Annotated in this window: 13 protein-coding genes; 7 read left to right on the forward strand and 6 right to left on the reverse strand. The window is 62.0% G+C overall.

The genetic code is table 11. The annotated features are described in order from the left end of the window. Window positions 1–143 precede the first annotated feature (143 nt). The gene (locus AC3ITA_RS10755; protein WP_489280238.1) at window positions 144–1,184 is read right to left on the reverse strand and encodes a helix-turn-helix domain-containing protein; all 1,041 of its coding nucleotides are present in this window, start codon (window positions 1,182–1,184) and stop codon (window positions 144–146) included. Between the two features lie 75 nt (window positions 1,185–1,259). On the opposite strand from AC3ITA_RS10755, the gene AC3ITA_RS10760 reads away from it, so the two are divergent. Further along, window positions 1,260–1,625, forward strand: coding sequence for a type 2 periplasmic-binding domain-containing protein (locus AC3ITA_RS10760; protein WP_489280239.1), 366 nt, complete (start codon window positions 1,260–1,262; stop codon window positions 1,623–1,625). A gap of 137 nt (window positions 1,626–1,762) precedes the next feature. On the opposite strand, the gene AC3ITA_RS10765 is transcribed toward AC3ITA_RS10760, so the two are convergent. Next, the gene (locus AC3ITA_RS10765) at window positions 1,763–2,683 is read right to left on the reverse strand and encodes a LysR family transcriptional regulator (RefSeq protein ID WP_256589150.1); all 921 of its coding nucleotides are present in this window, start codon (window positions 2,681–2,683) and stop codon (window positions 1,763–1,765) included. Between the two features lie 94 nt (window positions 2,684–2,777). Between AC3ITA_RS10765 and AC3ITA_RS10770 the strand changes: the two genes are divergently transcribed. Continuing rightward, window positions 2,778–3,617, forward strand: coding sequence for an AraC family transcriptional regulator (locus tag AC3ITA_RS10770; protein ID WP_150674087.1), 840 nt, complete (start codon window positions 2,778–2,780; stop codon window positions 3,615–3,617). A 200-nt stretch (window positions 3,618–3,817) separates the two neighbouring features. Here AC3ITA_RS10770 and AC3ITA_RS10775 read toward each other — a convergent pair whose 3' ends face one another. Continuing rightward, on the reverse strand, window positions 3,818–5,791 hold the full coding sequence (locus tag AC3ITA_RS10775) for an alkyl/aryl-sulfatase (RefSeq protein WP_489280241.1): 1,974 nt from the start codon (window positions 5,789–5,791) through the stop codon (window positions 3,818–3,820). Window positions 5,792–5,928: 137 nt separating this feature from the next. Here AC3ITA_RS10775 and AC3ITA_RS10780 point away from each other — a divergent pair, with 137 nt between their 5' ends. From AC3ITA_RS10780 to AC3ITA_RS10795, 4 genes are all read left to right on the forward strand, one after another. After that, on the forward strand, window positions 5,929–6,597 hold the full coding sequence (locus tag AC3ITA_RS10780; RefSeq protein WP_414927722.1) for an ABC transporter ATP-binding protein: 669 nt from the start codon (window positions 5,929–5,931) through the stop codon (window positions 6,595–6,597). A 1-nt stretch (window position 6,598) separates the two neighbouring features. Continuing rightward, a complete protein-coding gene (locus tag AC3ITA_RS10785; protein WP_489280243.1) occupies window positions 6,599–9,070 on the forward strand; it encodes an ABC transporter permease in 2,472 nt (823 codons plus the stop codon). Then, complete coding sequence (locus AC3ITA_RS10790; RefSeq protein WP_489280245.1) at window positions 9,060–10,133, forward strand: lipocalin-like domain-containing protein; 1,074 nt, start codon at window positions 9,060–9,062, stop codon at window positions 10,131–10,133. Before AC3ITA_RS10785 ends, AC3ITA_RS10790 begins: the two co-directional genes overlap by 11 nt. Before the next feature lie 131 nt (window positions 10,134–10,264). Beyond that, window positions 10,265–10,843, forward strand: a complete 579-nt coding sequence (locus AC3ITA_RS10795) for a hypothetical protein (protein WP_095945662.1) — start codon at window positions 10,265–10,267, stop codon at window positions 10,841–10,843. Window positions 10,844–11,191: 348 nt separating this feature from the next. On the opposite strand, the gene hglS is transcribed toward AC3ITA_RS10795, so the two are convergent. The 3 genes from hglS to AC3ITA_RS10810 form a co-directional block, all read right to left on the reverse strand. Continuing rightward, window positions 11,192–12,598 (reverse strand): 2-oxoadipate dioxygenase/decarboxylase HglS, encoded by a 1,407-nt coding sequence (gene hglS, locus AC3ITA_RS10800; RefSeq protein ID WP_489280247.1) that lies wholly within the window; start codon window positions 12,596–12,598, stop codon window positions 11,192–11,194. 110 nt (window positions 12,599–12,708) lie between these two features. After that, complete coding sequence (locus AC3ITA_RS10805; protein WP_095945664.1) at window positions 12,709–13,665, reverse strand: alpha/beta fold hydrolase; 957 nt, start codon at window positions 13,663–13,665, stop codon at window positions 12,709–12,711. A 22-nt stretch (window positions 13,666–13,687) separates the two neighbouring features. Next, a complete protein-coding gene (locus tag AC3ITA_RS10810; RefSeq protein WP_414927719.1) occupies window positions 13,688–15,142 on the reverse strand; it encodes a flavin-containing monooxygenase in 1,455 nt (484 codons plus the stop codon). Window positions 15,143–15,340: 198 nt separating this feature from the next. Here AC3ITA_RS10810 and AC3ITA_RS10815 point away from each other — a divergent pair, with 198 nt between their 5' ends. Further along, a complete protein-coding gene (locus AC3ITA_RS10815; protein WP_150674093.1) occupies window positions 15,341–16,414 on the forward strand; it encodes a diguanylate cyclase in 1,074 nt (357 codons plus the stop codon). Window positions 16,415–16,479 lie beyond the last annotated feature (65 nt).

Consider the following 16,479-nt stretch of genomic DNA (forward strand, 5'->3'; position numbering starts at 1 on the left):
ACTCGATAGAGTGTGGGTTCTGCTGGCCCCATCGCGAGCAGGCTCGCTCCCACAGGTGTTCGGTGTCGTACTACGTTCTTGCACACGACAAAATGGGGGGGACGCAAAAACCAAAGGCACCCGTGGCGCACGAGCGTGGTTTTTCATTGACCTTGCCGCGTTCGCCAGGCACCCGGCGCGCACCCCAGCCACCGCAGGCAGGCACGGTTGAAACTTTGCACGTCGCTGTAGCCGAGGCGGTCGGAAATCTCCACCAGCTCCAGGTCTGTCCCCTGCAAAAAGTCTTCGGCCCGGTAGCGGCGGTACTCGTCGAGCAACTCTGAAAAACTCCAGCCCAAGGCCTTCAAGCGTCGGGCGGCGGTGCGCTCGAGCAAGTGCTGGGTGGTACAGAATTGCTGCCAGTTGGCCTCGGCGAGGTCAGCGATCAAATGGTCGCAGACTTGCTCCAGCAAGGTCGGTTCGCTGTTGCGTCGGGTTTGCTCCAGCAGCTCGATCAGCGTGTGTTCCAGTGCATGATTGCCCGGCGTCAGCGGGATGAGGAACAGCTGTGGATCGAGGCGGATCGAGTGCTGCGCCCGCCCCCATTGCACCGGCGCGCGAAAGGCGTGTTGATGTTCCTGCGCATTGGCCGCGCAAGCACCGGCCAGCCCGACGCCCAGAATCGGATCACGCCCCAGGCCACTGGCGAGGAATTTGCGCCGCAACATGCTGCACAGGCTGATGAGGATGTAATCGGTGGTTGCTGCGTGGGTTTTCACACTGCCGCAGTCGAGCAGGTGCAATTCGACGCTGTCGTCGCCGCGCACGATCCGGGCCTGGAAATGTCCGTTGAAAAACGGAAAGAAGCGCACGAAATACTGGCAGGCGCTGTCCAGTGAATCGGCCACGTCGAACAGATACGTCAGGCCATTGGTGGCGGTGGAAACGAAACGCCGGCCGGCCGCCAGGCCGATCAGCGGGTCGCCGGTCTGCTCCAGGGCAAACGCCCAGAAGCGCCGCGACATGAACAGCGGAATGCGCATGAATGGCGTGCGCAACTCGAACAGGCTGCGACGAAACAGGTCTTCGATGCTGTCCCGGTCCACGCCACGGGCCAGCAACTCTTCGATGGCCGGCAGCAGGGTCGGCGCGTAGAACGCATTGGGTATCGATTGATCGCGCAGTGGCTGATCGCTTTTTGTCATGTAGGGCTCACAGCTTGTTCCGCAACACGGGTTAGGCTGCCCGACGTTAAGCGATTTGCCGGAGCAAGACCATGCTTGATTTACGCCACGGAACAGCCGCAGATCCAGGTGTCGAGCCGCCGCGACGGGCTCAGCCCGGTGGACTTGCAGCTTGGCTTGAAAAGACTGAGCCGGAATGTGGCGATGAGCACCCAAAGCACCCTGGCCGCGAAACTCATCGTCGATCGCCAGCCGTTCGGCATCAGCCTGCCAAGCCGGGTCGCCAACGTGCTGGGCCTGCAATACGTGCCGCTGCCCATGGACGAGCCGGTGGAATTGAAATTGGCGCTGTACATCGAGTCGCGCTATCGCTTCGAACGCAGCCGCGAGGAGGCGATGCAGTGCCTGCTGCGCGCCCTCGGTGAACCCCGGGCATTGCAGGCACTGGCGCGGCGTGCGTGATCTGGATGCAACGCCGTCCCCTTGTGGGAGCGAGCCTGCTCGCGAAAGCGGTGTGTCATTCAACATTGATTGTGACTGACACGGCCCCTTCGCGAGCAGGCTCGCTCCCACAAGGATTGCAGCGTTGCAGGCAGACCTTAGTTCGACGCCAGCAAGCGTCGGTCAACCGACAGCACCGCATCGACCATCGCCAGCGCGGCCGGTGTCAGGGAATGCCCGGCACGGCTGACGATGCCGTAGTGCAATTGCAGGCCGGGATCCTCCTTGGGCACATCGGCAAACTCCAGCAGGCGGATCAGACCCTGGTCGACCAGTTCGGCCAAGGCTTCCACGGTGGCGATGCCAACCGCGTCGGAACGCATCACCACGCGGCGGATCGCATCGAATTGCGCGCATTCCACGCTCGGGTTGAAGTCCGCTTGGCCCTGCACGTCGGCGAGGATCTTGCGGATCATCGGCGGTATTCGCGTGCCGACCACCGCGTAGTCGAGCAGGGCACGCAGGCACAGGTTCTGCTGTTGCACCAAGGGATGACCGACACGGCAAAAGAACCGCCCGCGACGAGGGCGCAACAGCTGTACCTGATATTGCGGGTCGTCGGTGAAGTACCGTGCGTCGGCCACGAGGAATTCAATCTGCTGCTCACGAAGCCAGACCGCCAGTTGCTCCCAGTCGCCCTGGTGGAAACTGATGCGGATCGCCGGATGGGCCAGGATGAATTCCGCCAGCGCCTCGGGCACCAGCACCTGTGCCGGGTAAGGGCCGCAGCCGAAGTGCAACTCGCCACCGGTCAGACCGTTGTATTGCGTCAGTTCGTTGTGCAAGGCCTGGCTGCCGGCGAGCAGGCGCCGGGCATGTTGCAGCACCAGTTCACCTTGGCCGGTCAGGCGGAATTCGCGACTGCTGCGTTCTACCAGCGCGCAGTCGAGGTCGCGCTCCAGGGTCTGGATGCTGCGACTGAAGGCGGGCTGGCTGAGGTTGATCGCCTCGGCGGCCCTTCCGAAGTTGCGGTAATCGGCCAGGGCGACAAGGTGGCGGAGTTGTCGTAGGTCCATCATGCGTCTCCTGCATTTTGTGGATGCTTTTAATGCATTGGATCGATAGCATAGAGGCTGGCATAAGTACACGCCTGTCTTCTCGCCGTAACTTGCCATGACCAGCCAACCGTTCATTTCCAGCGCGTTCACCCGCACCATTCTCAGCCATGCCCGGCAGTCCGGACTGTGCCAGGACCAACTGCTGGAACGGGCCGGGATCTGCCTGTCGTTGCTCGACGGGCAGGACCTGCATGTGCCCGCGCACCTGGTCGAACGCCTGTGGAGTGAATGCGAGCGTGCGGGCGCCGGGGTGTCGTTTGGCTGTGATCTGGTCAACGGCATGGCGACCACTACGTTGCGGGGTTTGAACATTCTGCTGGACTCCGCCGCGACCCTGCGTGCGAGCCTGACGTGTTTCACCGATTTCCTGCCACAGGTGACGAATTACGTCATGGCGGAACTGGAGGAGGGTGACGGGCAGGCCCGCTTGCACCTGCGCAGCGTTGACCGGCAGCCGCATTTTTTCGGCCTTGATGCCGCGACCCTGACGTTGGTGCGCAACATCGCCCGACGTTTGGGGCGAGCGCCGGCCGAGGTGTTCGTCGCGGTCCAACTGACGCCGCAACAGGCTGCCGGGCAGTGGTTGCGTAGCGCAGGTGTCGAGGTGCTTTCGGGTTCGCATCCGTGTCTGAGCCTGCCGGCGGCCAGTCTTGATGAGCCTCTGCTGGGGGCCAATGGGTTTTTGCATCAGAGCATGTTGCGGCATTGGCAGACTGCGGCGGTGCAGAATACCCGCAGTGACAGCCTGGAGATGGCGCGGCATTGGTTGACGGCGGGGGATCAGCCGATCGAGCGGATTGCCGAGCGGTTGGGGTATCGGCAGCCGAGTAATTTCATTCGGGCGTTTCGTAAGCAGTTCGGGATTACGCCCAAGCAGTTTCGCCTTGGTTTGTAATTTTGATTGAGTACATATCCGTTTCTGCGGTAACGGATATGTACACTCACAAAACAATCATCGCCTGACACAAAGCCATCGCGAGCAGGCTCGCTCCCACAGGGGAACCGGGTTGTTCACAGCATTTGTGAATGACACCGATCCAGTGTGGGAGCGAGCCTGCTCGCGATGAAGGCGACGCGGTTTCCCGCGTCATCCGGTCAAGGCGTCACGATATTGAACTGCGGCGCAAACGTATCGAGGCTGCTCATCAACTCCCCAAGCTTCTTGCCATTGCCCTGCAGCGTGATCAGGCCTTTCTGCATCGCCGTCGGGATATCCAGTTGCTTGAGGCTGATCTGTTCCAGGGTGGTCTTGGTCATGGTCACGCTGGCGTCCGCCTGGGCATTGAGCCCGGCGCGGTGGCTCAGCACGCCATTGCGCAGGGTCAGGTTGAAGTCCTTGTTCAGGTCATCGAAGGTCCAGTTCAGGGTCAGGTCATGGCCTACGGCCTTTTCACTGTCCAGGCGCACCGCCAGGAAGTCGAAGAACATCTGCGGGCTCATCGCCCGCACCATGTCCACCGATACCGAAGTGCCGGCATTGGGTGGCACGCCGTTGCGCAGTTCCATGGCACCAGTCAGGTACATGTTGCGCCAGGTGGCGTTCTCACTTTGATAGCCCATTTGCTCCAGTGCCTGGGCCTGGGCTTTGCGGGCGTCGCCGTTGTCCGGGTTGGCGAACAGCACCTGATTGCCCAGTTGCGCGGCCCAGCGGTATTCGCCCTTGGCCATCGCCGCTTGCATTTTCCCCAGCACCGCCGCTTCGCCGCCCATGGCTTCGACCGAACGCTTGGCCGCTTCCACCGGCGGTAGCGGATTGAGGTTGGCCGGGTTACCGTCATAGAAACCCATGTAGCGCTGATACACCGCCCGGGTGTTGAAGCTCAGCGAGCCGTAGTAGCCGCGGGTGTACCACTTCTGGTCCAGGCTGCCGGGCAGTTTCTTGATCGAGTCGGCGATTTCCAGCGACGTCAGGCCCTGATTCAGCAAGTGCAGGGTGCGGTCGTTGAGGAAGGCGTACATGTCGCGCTGGTCGGCGAGGAAGGTGCGGATGCGTTCACCGCCCCAGGTCGGCCAGTTGTGCTGGGCGAACAACACGTCGCTCTTGTCGCCGTAACGCGCCAGGCTGCCGTCCAGGTACTCGGCCCAGGCCTTGGCGTCACGCACTTGCGCGCCGCGGGGAGTGAGGATGTTATGCATCATTTGAGTGGCGTTTTCCGCCATGCACAAGGCGCGCAACTGCGGCAGGTACAGGTTCATCTCCGCCGGCGCCTCGGTGCCCGGGGTCAACTGGAACTCCACGTCGAGGCCGGCGATGGTGCGTGTTTCCAGTTCCTTGTCGATCAGGTCGGTGGGCGGGATCAGGGTGACGGTGCCGCCGCTCGGCGTGCTCTTGCCCAGGCCGGCATCGACCTGGCCTTTTTCGCCGCGAGGCAAAAGGCTGCCGAACTGGAACTGCGCGCGGCGGCTCATGGCGTTGCCGGCGTAGACGTTCTCGCTCATCACGTGTTCCATGAACCCGGCGGGGGCGAACACCTTGACCTTGCCGGCCTTGACGTCGGCTTCGTCGATGACCCCGCGCACGCCACCGAAGTGGTCGACGTGGGTGTGGCTGTAGATCACCGCCACCACCGGTTTGTGCGGACGGTTCTGGTAGTACAGGTCCAGCGCCGCTCTGGCGGTTTCGGCCATGGTCAGCGGGTCGATGATGATCAGTCCGTCGTCGCCTTCGATGATGGTCATGTTGGCGAGATCAAGGCCGCGCACTTGATACAGCCGTGGGCTGACTTCGAACAATCCGGCATGGGCGCTGAGCTGGGCCAGGCGCCAAAGGCTCGGGTTGACCGACTCCGGGGCTTTATCCTTGGCGAGGAAGTCATAGGCCTGGATATCCCAGATGACCTTGCCCGAGGCGTCCTTGACCTGGCCCTTGAATGGCGCGATCAGACCCTTGGTGACCGACTCGTAGTCGGTGCGGTCGGTGAAGGGCAGTTGTTGCAGCACGGCGGCGTTACTGGCCGTGGTTTGCGGGCTGGCCGCGACCGGTGCGTCGGCGGCGACCACCGATTGCGTAAGGCAGGCAGCGATCAGGCAAGCGAGCAGCCCACGAGGGCTCAAGGTGAAACGAGGCATGGTGTCTCCGTTTTTTATCGTTATGGTCAGACCAGCTTCGAGAGTAGGGCGATGGTCGGGCAGGACGATGAGCGTCAGCGGACAAAAACCATTCAGGGCCGCTATCCTTGGGCCATGCCAATCCAGCAGGTTGACCCATGCTTGAAGTCCATGGCGTTTTCAAAAGCTACGCCACCCCGCAGGGACCGCTGCCGGTGCTGCAAGGCGTCGACCTGACGCTCAGGCCCGGCAGCAGCCTTGCGCTGATGGGCGAGTCGGGCAGTGGCAAAAGCACCTTGCTGCACCTGATCGCCGGACTGGACAAGGTCGATCGCGGCAGCATCCGCAGTGGCGAACATCGCCTGGAACAGATGAATGAAGGGCAACTGGCGAACTGGCGCCGTACGGAAATCGGCCTGGTGTTCCAGCAATTCAACCTGATCGGCAGCCTGCGGGTCGAAGACAACCTGGCGATTCAGGCGCGGCTGGCGGGGCGTCATGACCCACGCTGGCAGGCGCATCTGGTGCAACGCCTGGGCCTGGGCGAGCTGTTGCGGCGCTACCCGGAGCAACTGTCCGGCGGTCAGCAGCAACGGGTCGCGCTGGGCCGGGCGCTGGCGTCGCGCCCGCCATTGCTGCTGGCCGACGAGCCCACCGGCAGCCTCGATGAAACCACCGGCGCCGAGGTGTTGCAGTTGCTGCTGGAATTGCTCGACGACAGCCCCACCAGCCTGTTGATGGTCACCCACAGTCCCGGCGTGGCGGCGCGGCTGGCGGAAAAAGCATTGCTGAGCGGCGGTCGTCTGGCCGGTGTGGGCGAGCGCTGACATGCGCATCTTTGGCGAAACCCTGCGGGCGCTGCTCAGCCACTGGCGGCAGCACCCGGTGCAGTTTTTCAGTGTGCTGACCGGGTTGTGGCTGGCCACCGGTCTGTTGACCGGCGTCCAGGCACTCAACAGCCAGGCCCGCGACAGCTATGCCCGTGCCAGTCAGTTGATCGGCGGCGAACCCCAGGCCAGCCTCGGTGCGCCCGGTGGCGGCACGTTCTCCCAGCAGTGGTTTATCGACCTGCGGCGCGCAGGGTGGCCGGTGTCACCGGTGCTGCAAGGCCGGGTCACGCTCAAGGGGCACGAAGAGCAGCGCTTGCAGTTGATGGGCATCGAGCCGGTGTCGCTGCCGGCGGGCGCGGCGGTGGCCGGGCAGGCCCTGGCGATTGAACAGGTGGTCGGCTTCTTCAGTCTGCCGGGCAGCACCTGGATATCGCCGCAGACCTTGCAGGCACTGGGTTTGCGCGAAGGTGAGCGGCCACTGAACCTGGCGGGCGTGGCACTGCCGCCGCTGCATGTACAGGCCGACATGGCGCCCGGTGTGCTGCTGGTGGACATCGGTTTTGCCCAGCAGATTCTGGGGTTGCCGGATCAAGTGTCGCGGCTGCTGTTGCCGAAGGATTTCACCGCGCCGTTGCCGGAGCCGCTCAAGGGCCAGTTGCAACTCAAACGCGCCGGTGAAGAAAATAACCTGACGCGCCTGACCGAAAGCTTTCACCTGAACCTCGACGCCTTGGGGGTGCTGTCGTTCGTGGTCGGCCTGTTTATCGTGCACGCCGCCATCGGGCTGGCGCTGGAGCAACGGCGAAGCCTGCTGCGGACCCTGCGTGCCTGCGGTGTGAGTGCGCGGACGCTGATCGCTTGTCTTGCCGTGGAATTGGCTGGATTGGCCCTGATCGGCGGTGTGGCCGGTGTGGTCAGCGGCTACCTGCTGGCCGGCGTGCTGTTGCCGGATGTCGCCGCCAGCCTGCGTGGCTTGTATGGCGCCGAAGTGGCGGGGCAGTTGAGTCTCAGCCTGTCGTGGTGGTTCAGTGGTCTCGGCTTGAGTCTGATCGGCGCATTGCTGGCCGGGGCCAACAGCCTGTTGCGGGCGGCGCGCTTGCCATTGCTGGCGCTGGCCGACCCGCAGGCCTGGCATCAGGCCCACGCACGCTGGTTGCGACGCCAGGGTTGGGTGGCGGCAACGGCCGGGGTGATCGTGCCGCTGGCGTTGATCTTCGGCGACAGCCTGATCAGTGGTTTCGTGTTGATGGCTGCGCTGTTGATCGGTGCCGCGCTGGCCTTGCCGGTGGTGCTCAGTTCTCTGCTCAGTCTCGTTTCGCAGCGCACTCGCTCGGTGCTAGGCCAGTGGTTTGTCGCCGATTGCCGCCAGCAACTGCCAGCGTTGAGCCTGGCCTTGATGGCGCTGCTGTTGGCCATGGCGGCGAACATCGGTGCCGGCAGCATGACCGCGGGGTTTCGCCAGACCTTCAGCGACTGGCTCGAACAACGGCTGACGGCTGAGCTCTACCTCAACCCACAGACCCCGGCCCAGGCCAGGGAACTTCACGGCTGGCTCAACCAGCAGCCGCAACTGGCGGCGGTGCTGCCCAACTGGCAGGTTTCGATCCAGTTGCAGGGCTGGCCGACGGACCTGTCGGGGATCATCGACCACCCGACCTATCGCCGGCATTGGCCACTGCTCGAAGCCTTGGGTGAAAACCCCTGGGAGCGCCTGGCCAAGGATGATGCGGTGATGCTCAGCGAACAACTGGCCCGTCGCCTGCGCGTGCAACCGGGCGATCACCTGACGCTGCCGACCCCCACCGGCCCGTGGTCGCCGCGGATCGTCGGGATCTACGCGGACTACGGCAATCCCAAGGGCCACATTCTGGTGAACATCCACCATCTGATGCGCGGCTGGCCGCAGCTGACACCGAACCGCTTCAACCTGCGCATCGAACCGGCGTCGATCCCGGCGTTCGTCACGGCACTGCAGGCGCGTTTTACCCTGGACGACAGCCGCATCGTCGATCAGGCGCGACTCAAGGGCTGGTCCACTCAAGTCTTCGAACGCACCTTCGCCGCCACCGCCGCGCTCAACAGCCTGACGTTGTGCGTGGCCGGGGTAGCGTTGTTCATCAGCCTGTTGACCCAAAGCCAGAGCCGTCTCGGGCAATTGGCGCCGCTGTGGGCCCTGGGCGTGACGCGTCGGCATCTGATGTTGCTCAACCTCGGGCAAACCTGGCTGCTGGCGATACTGACCCTGGTGCTGGCGTTGCCGCTGGGCATCGCCCTGGCATGGTGCCTGGACACGGTGATCAATGTGCAGGCCTTTGGCTGGCGCCTGCCGTTGCGGGTGTTTCCATGGCAACTGTTGCAATTGATGGGGCTGGCGCTGGTGGCGACGTTACTGGCTTCGGCCTGGCCTTTGTACCGTTTGTACCGCACGCAACCGGCGGACCTGCTGCGGACGTTTGCCCATGAAGATTAAGACCTGTGTGTTGCTCCTGGCGCTGCTGGCGAGCGGTTGCGATCAACCGGCTCCGGTCGAAAAGGGCTTTGCCGGGCTGGGCAACCAGGCCGCTGCGTTCACCCCGGTGGTGCCCGGTCGGGTGTTCAGCTTCCCGGCGGATCACGGCCCGCACGACGGCTTTCGCATCGAATGGTGGTATATCACGGCCAACCTGAAGGACGATCAGGGCAATGAGTTCGGCGCGCAATGGACCTTGTTCCGCAGCGCGTTGAAAGCCAGCCCCGAGGTAGTGGGCTGGCAGAACCAGACGATCTGGCTCGGCCACGCGGCGGTGACGTCGGCGACGGCGCATCACGCGGCCGAACGTTATGCTCGTGGTGGCGTTGGTCAGGCTGGTGTCAGCGCTGCGCCGTTCAATGCGTGGATCGACGACTGGCAATTGCGCAGCCAGACGACTGCCGACGACCCGTTGGCTGACGTGCTACTCAGTGCTCGCGACCGGCGTTTCAACTACCGGCTGCGGTTGACCTCGACAGGGCCGCTGGTGCTTCAGGGAGACCGGGGCTTCAGCCGGAAATCCGCACAGGGTCAGGCTTCTTACTACTACAGTCAGCCGTTTTTTCAGGCCAGCGGCACCCTGGAAATCGACGGCAAGACCTTTCAGGTCAGTGGCCCGGCCTGGCTCGACCGGGAATGGAGCAGCCAGCCCCTGACGAGCAACCAGACCGGTTGGGACTGGTTTTCCCTGCACCTGGACAGTGGCGAGCAGGTGATGCTGTATCGCATGCGGCAAAAGGACGGCGAGCCTTACCTCACCGGCACCTGGATCGACGCCCGGGGGCAGACACAATTGCTGCATGCCGGCGACATCATCCTCACGCCGCAAGACACCGCCCGGGTTGCCGGGCGCGCGATGCCCATTCGCTGGTCGATCAAAATCCCCGCCAGACACCTCGATATCGCCATTACCGCGCTCAATCCCCAGGCCTGGATGGATTTGCGCATTCCTTATTGGGAAGGTCCGGTGCGCCTCATCGGCAGTCATGCAGGGAGTGGCTATCTGGAAATGACCGGGTATTAGGCGCGCCCGTTGCGAAAATCACTTTTCGGTGCGACCACTGGCTCAACAGCGTCTATGCTCACTCGCACACATGGCGTTGAGCCCGGTTTCAACGCCGTCTGTTGCCATCTATCACAGGGAATGTACTGCCTATGAAACGCCATGCACTGACCAAAGCCATCACCCTCGCTACCCTGCTGTCTGCCGCCAGTTTTGGCGCGGTGGCCGCCGATATCCCGTTGTCCGAAGTCGTTGTGGCCGATCAGATCTCCACCAAAGTGGTTTCGGTTGATGCCGCGAATCATTCCGTGGTTCTTAAAGGCCCGCAGGGTAATGAGTTCCCGGTGCAATTGACCGACAAGGCGAAGAACCTCGATAACCTCAAGGCTGGCGATACGGTCGACATCACGGTCACCAGCGCCGTTGCAGCCTACCTCGACACCGATATCGACAAAGGCCTGCCCGGCACCGCCGAAGCCATTGGCGAAATTCGCGCAGCGCCAGGCAGCGCCAACCCGGGCGGCGAAGCTTATCGCCAGGTGAAAGTGCAGCTGAAAATCACCCACATCGACCTGAAGAAAAACCAGGTGACTTTCGAAAACCCGGAAGGCAAGTCCAAGACGGTTGACGTCAAACGACCTGAAGTTCAGGCCAAACTCAAGGACTTGAAAGTCGGGCAAAGCGTTAACGTGGTTTACACCGATGTATTGACGGTGACCAGCCAGCACTGATATCGAATAATGGTTCTATACGGGCTGATTATTTTTGTACAAGTTTTGTATAGGAGTAATCCGCTCGTAATGGTCGAACTGGTGAGTTTGAGATGCCGTGTTGCATAGTATTTAAATCGACATCTTTGTTAAACATTGTGTCGATAAATTTCATCTTTGCAGTACGGACATATTAATTCGCTTCTACTAAAATACTTTCCGTTCGCCCAGTGTCAGGGCTCTTTACCAGTGCATGGATTGCCGAGGCCATTGCACTGGGCGAACACTTTATTTGTTGTATTGAAAGTTTTGGACATAAAAACGGGCGGCCTGCAGGTCGCCCGTTTTTATTGAGTGGTGACAAATCATTCAGTCATGTTTTTTATTGACTTGAGCAACATCGGCCAGCGCGGCGAAACACTGTTCGATCGAACGCCGCTGGCTCTCGGCATACAGTTCCAACTCATCGATCGTCGAACGCCCCAAGGCCTGTTCGAACGCCTGCTGATTGGCATGGGCGCCGTAACGGGTTTGCGCCGCGTCCCCCAGGTTTGACTGAAAGATCCCCGCCGCGCTGACCGGCAGGAAGTCTTCGTACACCAGTGGTTCAACCCGCAGGTAGCCGTCGCTGAGCAGGTCTTCCAGTGCGGCGTTTTTCAGGTCGCCCGCCGCCAGGCCGTTTTCTGTCACGAAGTAGCGAAAGTAAGCCAGGCCCTGTTGGCGCATGCCTTCCCAGGTGTCAGGGAACTCGCTGAAATGCTGCGCCATCAGGGCGTTGTAGCGCGCGGCGTTGGTTTCGTTGGGGAAGTCCTTGAGTTCGTCCCGCGCGGCATTGAGCAAGCGGTCGTAGAGTGCACGGCCTTTGGGCGTGAGGGCGGCACCGCGCTGTTCGATCTCGCCAAACCGGGCGCTGTGGCTGCCGCGCGCCTCGCTTTGATCGGTGAAGGCTATCGGCTCGTCCAGGGCCTTGAAGCTGGTCTGGCGCAGCAGGATCGGGCACTGGCGGCGAGGCGGGCCTTCGATCACCGCTTTGGGGGTGATGCCATGGGCCGGCATCTGCGCCTGCACGATGTCGATGTCCAGGGTCCGCGGTGTCAGGTGGTTGATGTGCGGGCCCTTGAACGCCACTACGTCGGCGATCAGGCGATGCTGGGCGCTGAGCTGTCGATACTGTTCGGCGGTGACGGTGGCGCTGTGGTGCCAGCGAAACGTTTCCAGTGCCTGTTCGACGAATTCCTGGGCTTCCTGCTCGGTCAGGCCACCCCGGGATTCGGCGCGTTCGATAAGCGTGAGGGCCGTGGGGGTGAAGATCGAGCGCTGGTCGAGCATCGACTGGGCGAACGCTCGTAGCTCCAGATCTTCGATCAGTTCCAGGCGCAACAGCGAGGTGAACACCCGGAACGGGCTGACCTGCAGCGACGCTTCATGCACTGCGCGAAATGCCGTGGAATGCACCGGCACGCCGGCCGGTGTCAGGTCGTAGTAACCCACCGGTTGCATGCCCATCACCGCGAACAGGCGGGCGAGGGTCGCCAGTTCACCAGCTGTGCCGACGCGGATCGCCCCATGACGTTCCAGGTCCAGGCGTTCGATTTCGCCGGTGCTGGTGAGTTGCCGCAGGATTTGCCCATCGCTGTCCAGCACGTGACGGTTGGTCTGTTCCACCAGTTCCATCAATGCGCCGTACAACGGCACTTCCTCGCGGTACATGTCGGACATCGCTTTGGAAAAGCGTTGGCGGATCAGGTCAGGGCTGACGAAGTTCGGGTGGTTCATGAACAGGATTCCTGGCGCGGTGACGTAAAGGATGGACGAAAGATCGCAGCCTTGCGCAACGCCGGCAAACGAAGTTTCTGACGAACTTCATTCTTTAAACGACTACATGCCTAGTGCAGTCGTTGATCCTGTGGGCTCTCCGAACGCAGCGATGCCAAAAACTCGCGATACAGGCGCGCCGAACCGTAGGGCGCTTCCACCATGGGCATGTGCCCGATGGCGTCCCAGATATGCACGCGCAGGTCGGCGATGCCCTTGCTCCAGACCGCCACGCTACTGACGTCGATCAACCGGTCCTTGCGCCCCCACAGCAACAGCGCCGGGGCGGCAATGTCGGGCAGGTGCGGTTCCATCGGCGGGCTGGCGCGAAATTCGCGGAAGATTTCTTCCAGTTCCTCGCGGGACTGTTCATAGCGCTGGGCGACGGCATCGAGCACCAGTTTCGGTACCCAGGGCGGCGAAGCCATGGTCATGGCGTAGAAGCGCTGGAATTCTTCCCGCGAATGAATCAGAAACGGGTTATGGCCCTTGGCCAAATGCCGCTCAAGGTCACTGGGCTCGGGCGCGGTGACCCCGGCCGGGTCGATCAGGGCCACGGACACAATGCGTTCCGGATACGTGGCCGCGAGCCAGGCCGCGATGTAGCCGCCCATGGAGTTGCCGATGACATGGACCTTCTCCACGCCGCACACGTCCAGCAGCTGGATCATGCGCTTGGCCTGTAGCGGGATGTCGTAGCCTCCGCCCGCCTTGAAGCCGGTTTCGCCATGGCCGGCGATGTCCGGAATGATCACTCGATGGCTGCCGACAAAGTGCCGGGCGAAACGCAGCCAGAGGTTCTTGTCGGCGCTGAAGCCATGGAGCATCAGCACACTGCTGGTGGCTTCGTACGGCCCGCCTTGCCAGGTCGAGACGGTCATCTCGGGGATGGGCACGACGATCTTGTGCAGCCGGTACAGCTTGGCCTCGGCCGCCATGCTCAAGTCATAGAGCCAGTAGCCGATGGCCGGGTAGGTCAGCCAGCTCCAGGCGACGAACACTGCGAGAACGACGAACAACAAAAGCATCACGCGTCTCCCTTCTATCTGCTCAGGACAAAATGTGATCGGCGGGTTTCAGCGCTCGGGTCAAGCGATGAAAGCTGAAGCTGAATCCCGGAAACATGGCAATCACATGACCGCTCTTGCTTTGATACCAACTGTGGCAACCACCGGATTTCCACACGGTGCGTTCCATTTCCCGGTGGATCTTTTCAGTGTAGGTACGTTCCGCCTCATGGCGAACCTCGATACTGCGTAAACCTTGAGACTTCAAGGTGCGAATGCAGTCGAGGATGTAATTCATCTGGGATTCGATGATGAACAGCGCCGAGGTGTGGCCGATGCCGGTGTTCGGCCCGGTGACGATGAACAGGTTGGGAAAGTCGGGCAGGGCGGTGCCGAGGTAGGCCCGCGGATACTGCGCCCAGACCTCCTTGAGACGGGTGCCGTTTTTGCCTGTTACCGGGTAGGAAATCACCCCGTCGGTGGCATCGTAGCCGGTGGACCAGACGATCAGGTCCAGCTCTATGTGCTGACCGTCCAGGGTCACGATGCCGGTTTCGTCGATGGATGCGATGCCTTGCTCGCGGCTGTACAGTGTCACGTTGTCGCGCGCCAGTGCCGGGTACAAGGTGCTGGACAGGATTACCCGTTTGCAGCCGATGGTGTAGTCCGGCGTCAGCTTGCGCCGTAGCTCGGCGTCCGGCACCTGGCGTTTCAGAAAGCGCAGGGCCTGGCGCTGGACCATGTGTACCGCCGGCTTCGAATACTTGAAGGCAATCACCCGGGTTTCGAATTGCCAGTAGATCCCCCAGCGCAACAGCTTGTAGGCCGGCTTGAACCCCAGCAGCCAGCGCTGGAAACGGCCAAAGCGGCGGTCAGCCCGGGGCAAGACCCAGTGGGGCGTGCGCTGGAACACATGCAAGTGCTCGACGTCCGGGGCGATGGCCGGAATGACCTGGGCCGCACTGGCGCCGCTGCCGACGATGGCCACGCGTTTTTGCCGATAGTCGTAGCTGTGGTCCCAGTTGTTGGTGTGGAACGTCCTGCCCTGGAAGCGTTCCTGTCCATCGAAGCGAGGGACCACCGGTTGGCTCAGGGGCCCGGTCGCGTTGATCAGGAACTGCGCGCAAAACGTGCCTTTGCCGGCGGTGTATACCGTCCAGCGTTTGTGGGTGTCGTCCCATTCGACGCGTTCGACATTGGCGTCCAGTTCCACCTTGTTCCGCAGGCCGAAGCGCTCTACCACGTGGCGGGTGTAGCGGTGCAGTTCGGCCTGTTCGGCGAACATTTGTGTCCAGCGATACGGGGCGAAAGACAGGGAGTACAGCGGCGAGGGCACGTCGACTGCCGCGCCGGGGTAGGTGTTCTGGCACCAGGTGCCGCCGAAGAAATCCCGCCGCTCCAGCAGGCGGAAATCGGCGATGCCGGCCTTGAGCAAATTGATTGCTGCACATTGGCCGCCAAACCCGCTGCCGATGATCAATACTTGAAAGGTCTGCATGGGCCTCCTCTTATGGTCATCGATCAACCCCTTCTTTCATGTATAGCTGTTTCCGGGGTGAGGCCTTTGCTTTTATGTGAGCGTGATGCCGCGATATTCAGCCTGTCAGTCGGTGATGGCTATTTGATCTCGCCCTGATAGACTCCAGCGCACAGGCACAGGCTGTAATCACATTCCGTCGAGTGGCACAGAGGCCCTATGGCAAAAACGGGAGGAAAGGGACTTTCATTGGCCAGGAGGCTCTATACATCACGGATCCTGGGGTTGGCCCTGGGGCTGGTGTGTGTGAGCGCGGCAATGTATCCACTCGATCCGGCGCCCTGGGTCTGGGGATTCATGTGGTTCAATGGCCTGGTCTGGCCGCATCTGGCTTACCAATGGGCGCGCAGGGCCAGGACGCCCTATCATGCCGAACACCGCAATCTGCTGATCGATGCTTTTCTCGGCGGCTTCTGGATTGCCGCGATGCAATTCAATCCACTGCCCAGCGCGACCACCATTTCCATGATGGCCATGAACAACGTGGCCATAGGCGGCTTGCGCTTCCTGCTGGCCGGAACAGCCGTGCAAATCCTGGGCGTGGGCGTTGGCCTGCTGATTTTCGCCCCGGCGTTCATTCCTGCCACCAGCGCGGTGCAGCTCTATGCCTGTTTGCCGTTGCTGTGCCTGTATCCATTGGCGCTGGGCTGGATCTGCTTCCGCCAGGCCCATACCCTCGGCTGTCAGAAGCGTGAACTGCTGGCACTGAGCCGCACCGACAGCCTGACGGGCCTGCTGAACCATGGCACCTGGAAGGACCAGCTGGAGATCGAGTTCCTGCGTTGCAAACGCCAGCAAAAAGGTGGGGCGATCGCCCTGATCGACATCGACCATTTCAAAACCATCAACGATACCTACGGCCATGTTGCCGGCGACATCGTCCTGCGTCAGTTGAGCAAGATGCTCAAGCAGAACCTGCGAGCGACCGATGTGGCAGGGCGCTACGGCGGTGACGAATTCTGCGTGATCCTTCCAGACCTGCCCCTGAACCGCGCCATCGCCGTCATGGATGCCTTGCGCGATCGTTTCGCCACCTTGGGGTACGAGCAGAGTCCGGCGCTGAAAGTCAGCCTGAGCATTGGCCTGGCATCATTCAACCCGGCCCACGCCGACGCGACGCTTTGGCTCAATGACGCCGATCACGCGCTATACGAAGCCAAGACCACCGGGCGTAATCGGGTGATCTGCTGCGGTAACGGGAAACCCTATCGCGAACTGCTCGACTCGGTGTGATTGTCCGCCGCAACACCTGTGGGAGCGAGCCTGCTCGCGATGGCTGAGTGTCTGGCGATCTGGAT

Source organism: Pseudomonas sp. GL_090, assembly GCF_057837765.1.

Coding starts and splice junctions, on each gene's coding strand:
- AC3ITA_RS10755 (WP_489280238.1), bottom strand. CDS start 1,184: ATGACAAAAAGCGATCAGCCACTGCGCGATCAATCGATACCCAATGCG.
- AC3ITA_RS10765 (WP_256589150.1), bottom strand. CDS start 2,683: ATGATGGACCTACGACAACTCCGCCACCTTGTCGCCCTGGCCGATTAC.
- AC3ITA_RS10770 (WP_150674087.1), top strand. CDS start 2,778: ATGACCAGCCAACCGTTCATTTCCAGCGCGTTCACCCGCACCATTCTC.
- AC3ITA_RS10775 (WP_489280241.1), bottom strand. CDS start 5,791: ATGCCTCGTTTCACCTTGAGCCCTCGTGGGCTGCTCGCTTGCCTGATC.
- AC3ITA_RS10780 (WP_414927722.1), top strand. CDS start 5,929: ATGCTTGAAGTCCATGGCGTTTTCAAAAGCTACGCCACCCCGCAGGGA.
- AC3ITA_RS10785 (WP_489280243.1), top strand. CDS start 6,599: ATGCGCATCTTTGGCGAAACCCTGCGGGCGCTGCTCAGCCACTGGCGG.
- AC3ITA_RS10790 (WP_489280245.1), top strand. CDS start 9,060: ATGAAGATTAAGACCTGTGTGTTGCTCCTGGCGCTGCTGGCGAGCGGT.
- AC3ITA_RS10795 (WP_095945662.1), top strand. CDS start 10,265: ATGAAACGCCATGCACTGACCAAAGCCATCACCCTCGCTACCCTGCTG.
- hglS (WP_489280247.1), bottom strand. CDS start 12,598: ATGAACCACCCGAACTTCGTCAGCCCTGACCTGATCCGCCAACGCTTT.
- AC3ITA_RS10805 (WP_095945664.1), bottom strand. CDS start 13,665: ATGCTTTTGTTGTTCGTCGTTCTCGCAGTGTTCGTCGCCTGGAGCTGG.
- AC3ITA_RS10810 (WP_414927719.1), bottom strand. CDS start 15,142: ATGCAGACCTTTCAAGTATTGATCATCGGCAGCGGGTTTGGCGGCCAA.
- AC3ITA_RS10815 (WP_150674093.1), top strand. CDS start 15,341: ATGGCAAAAACGGGAGGAAAGGGACTTTCATTGGCCAGGAGGCTCTAT.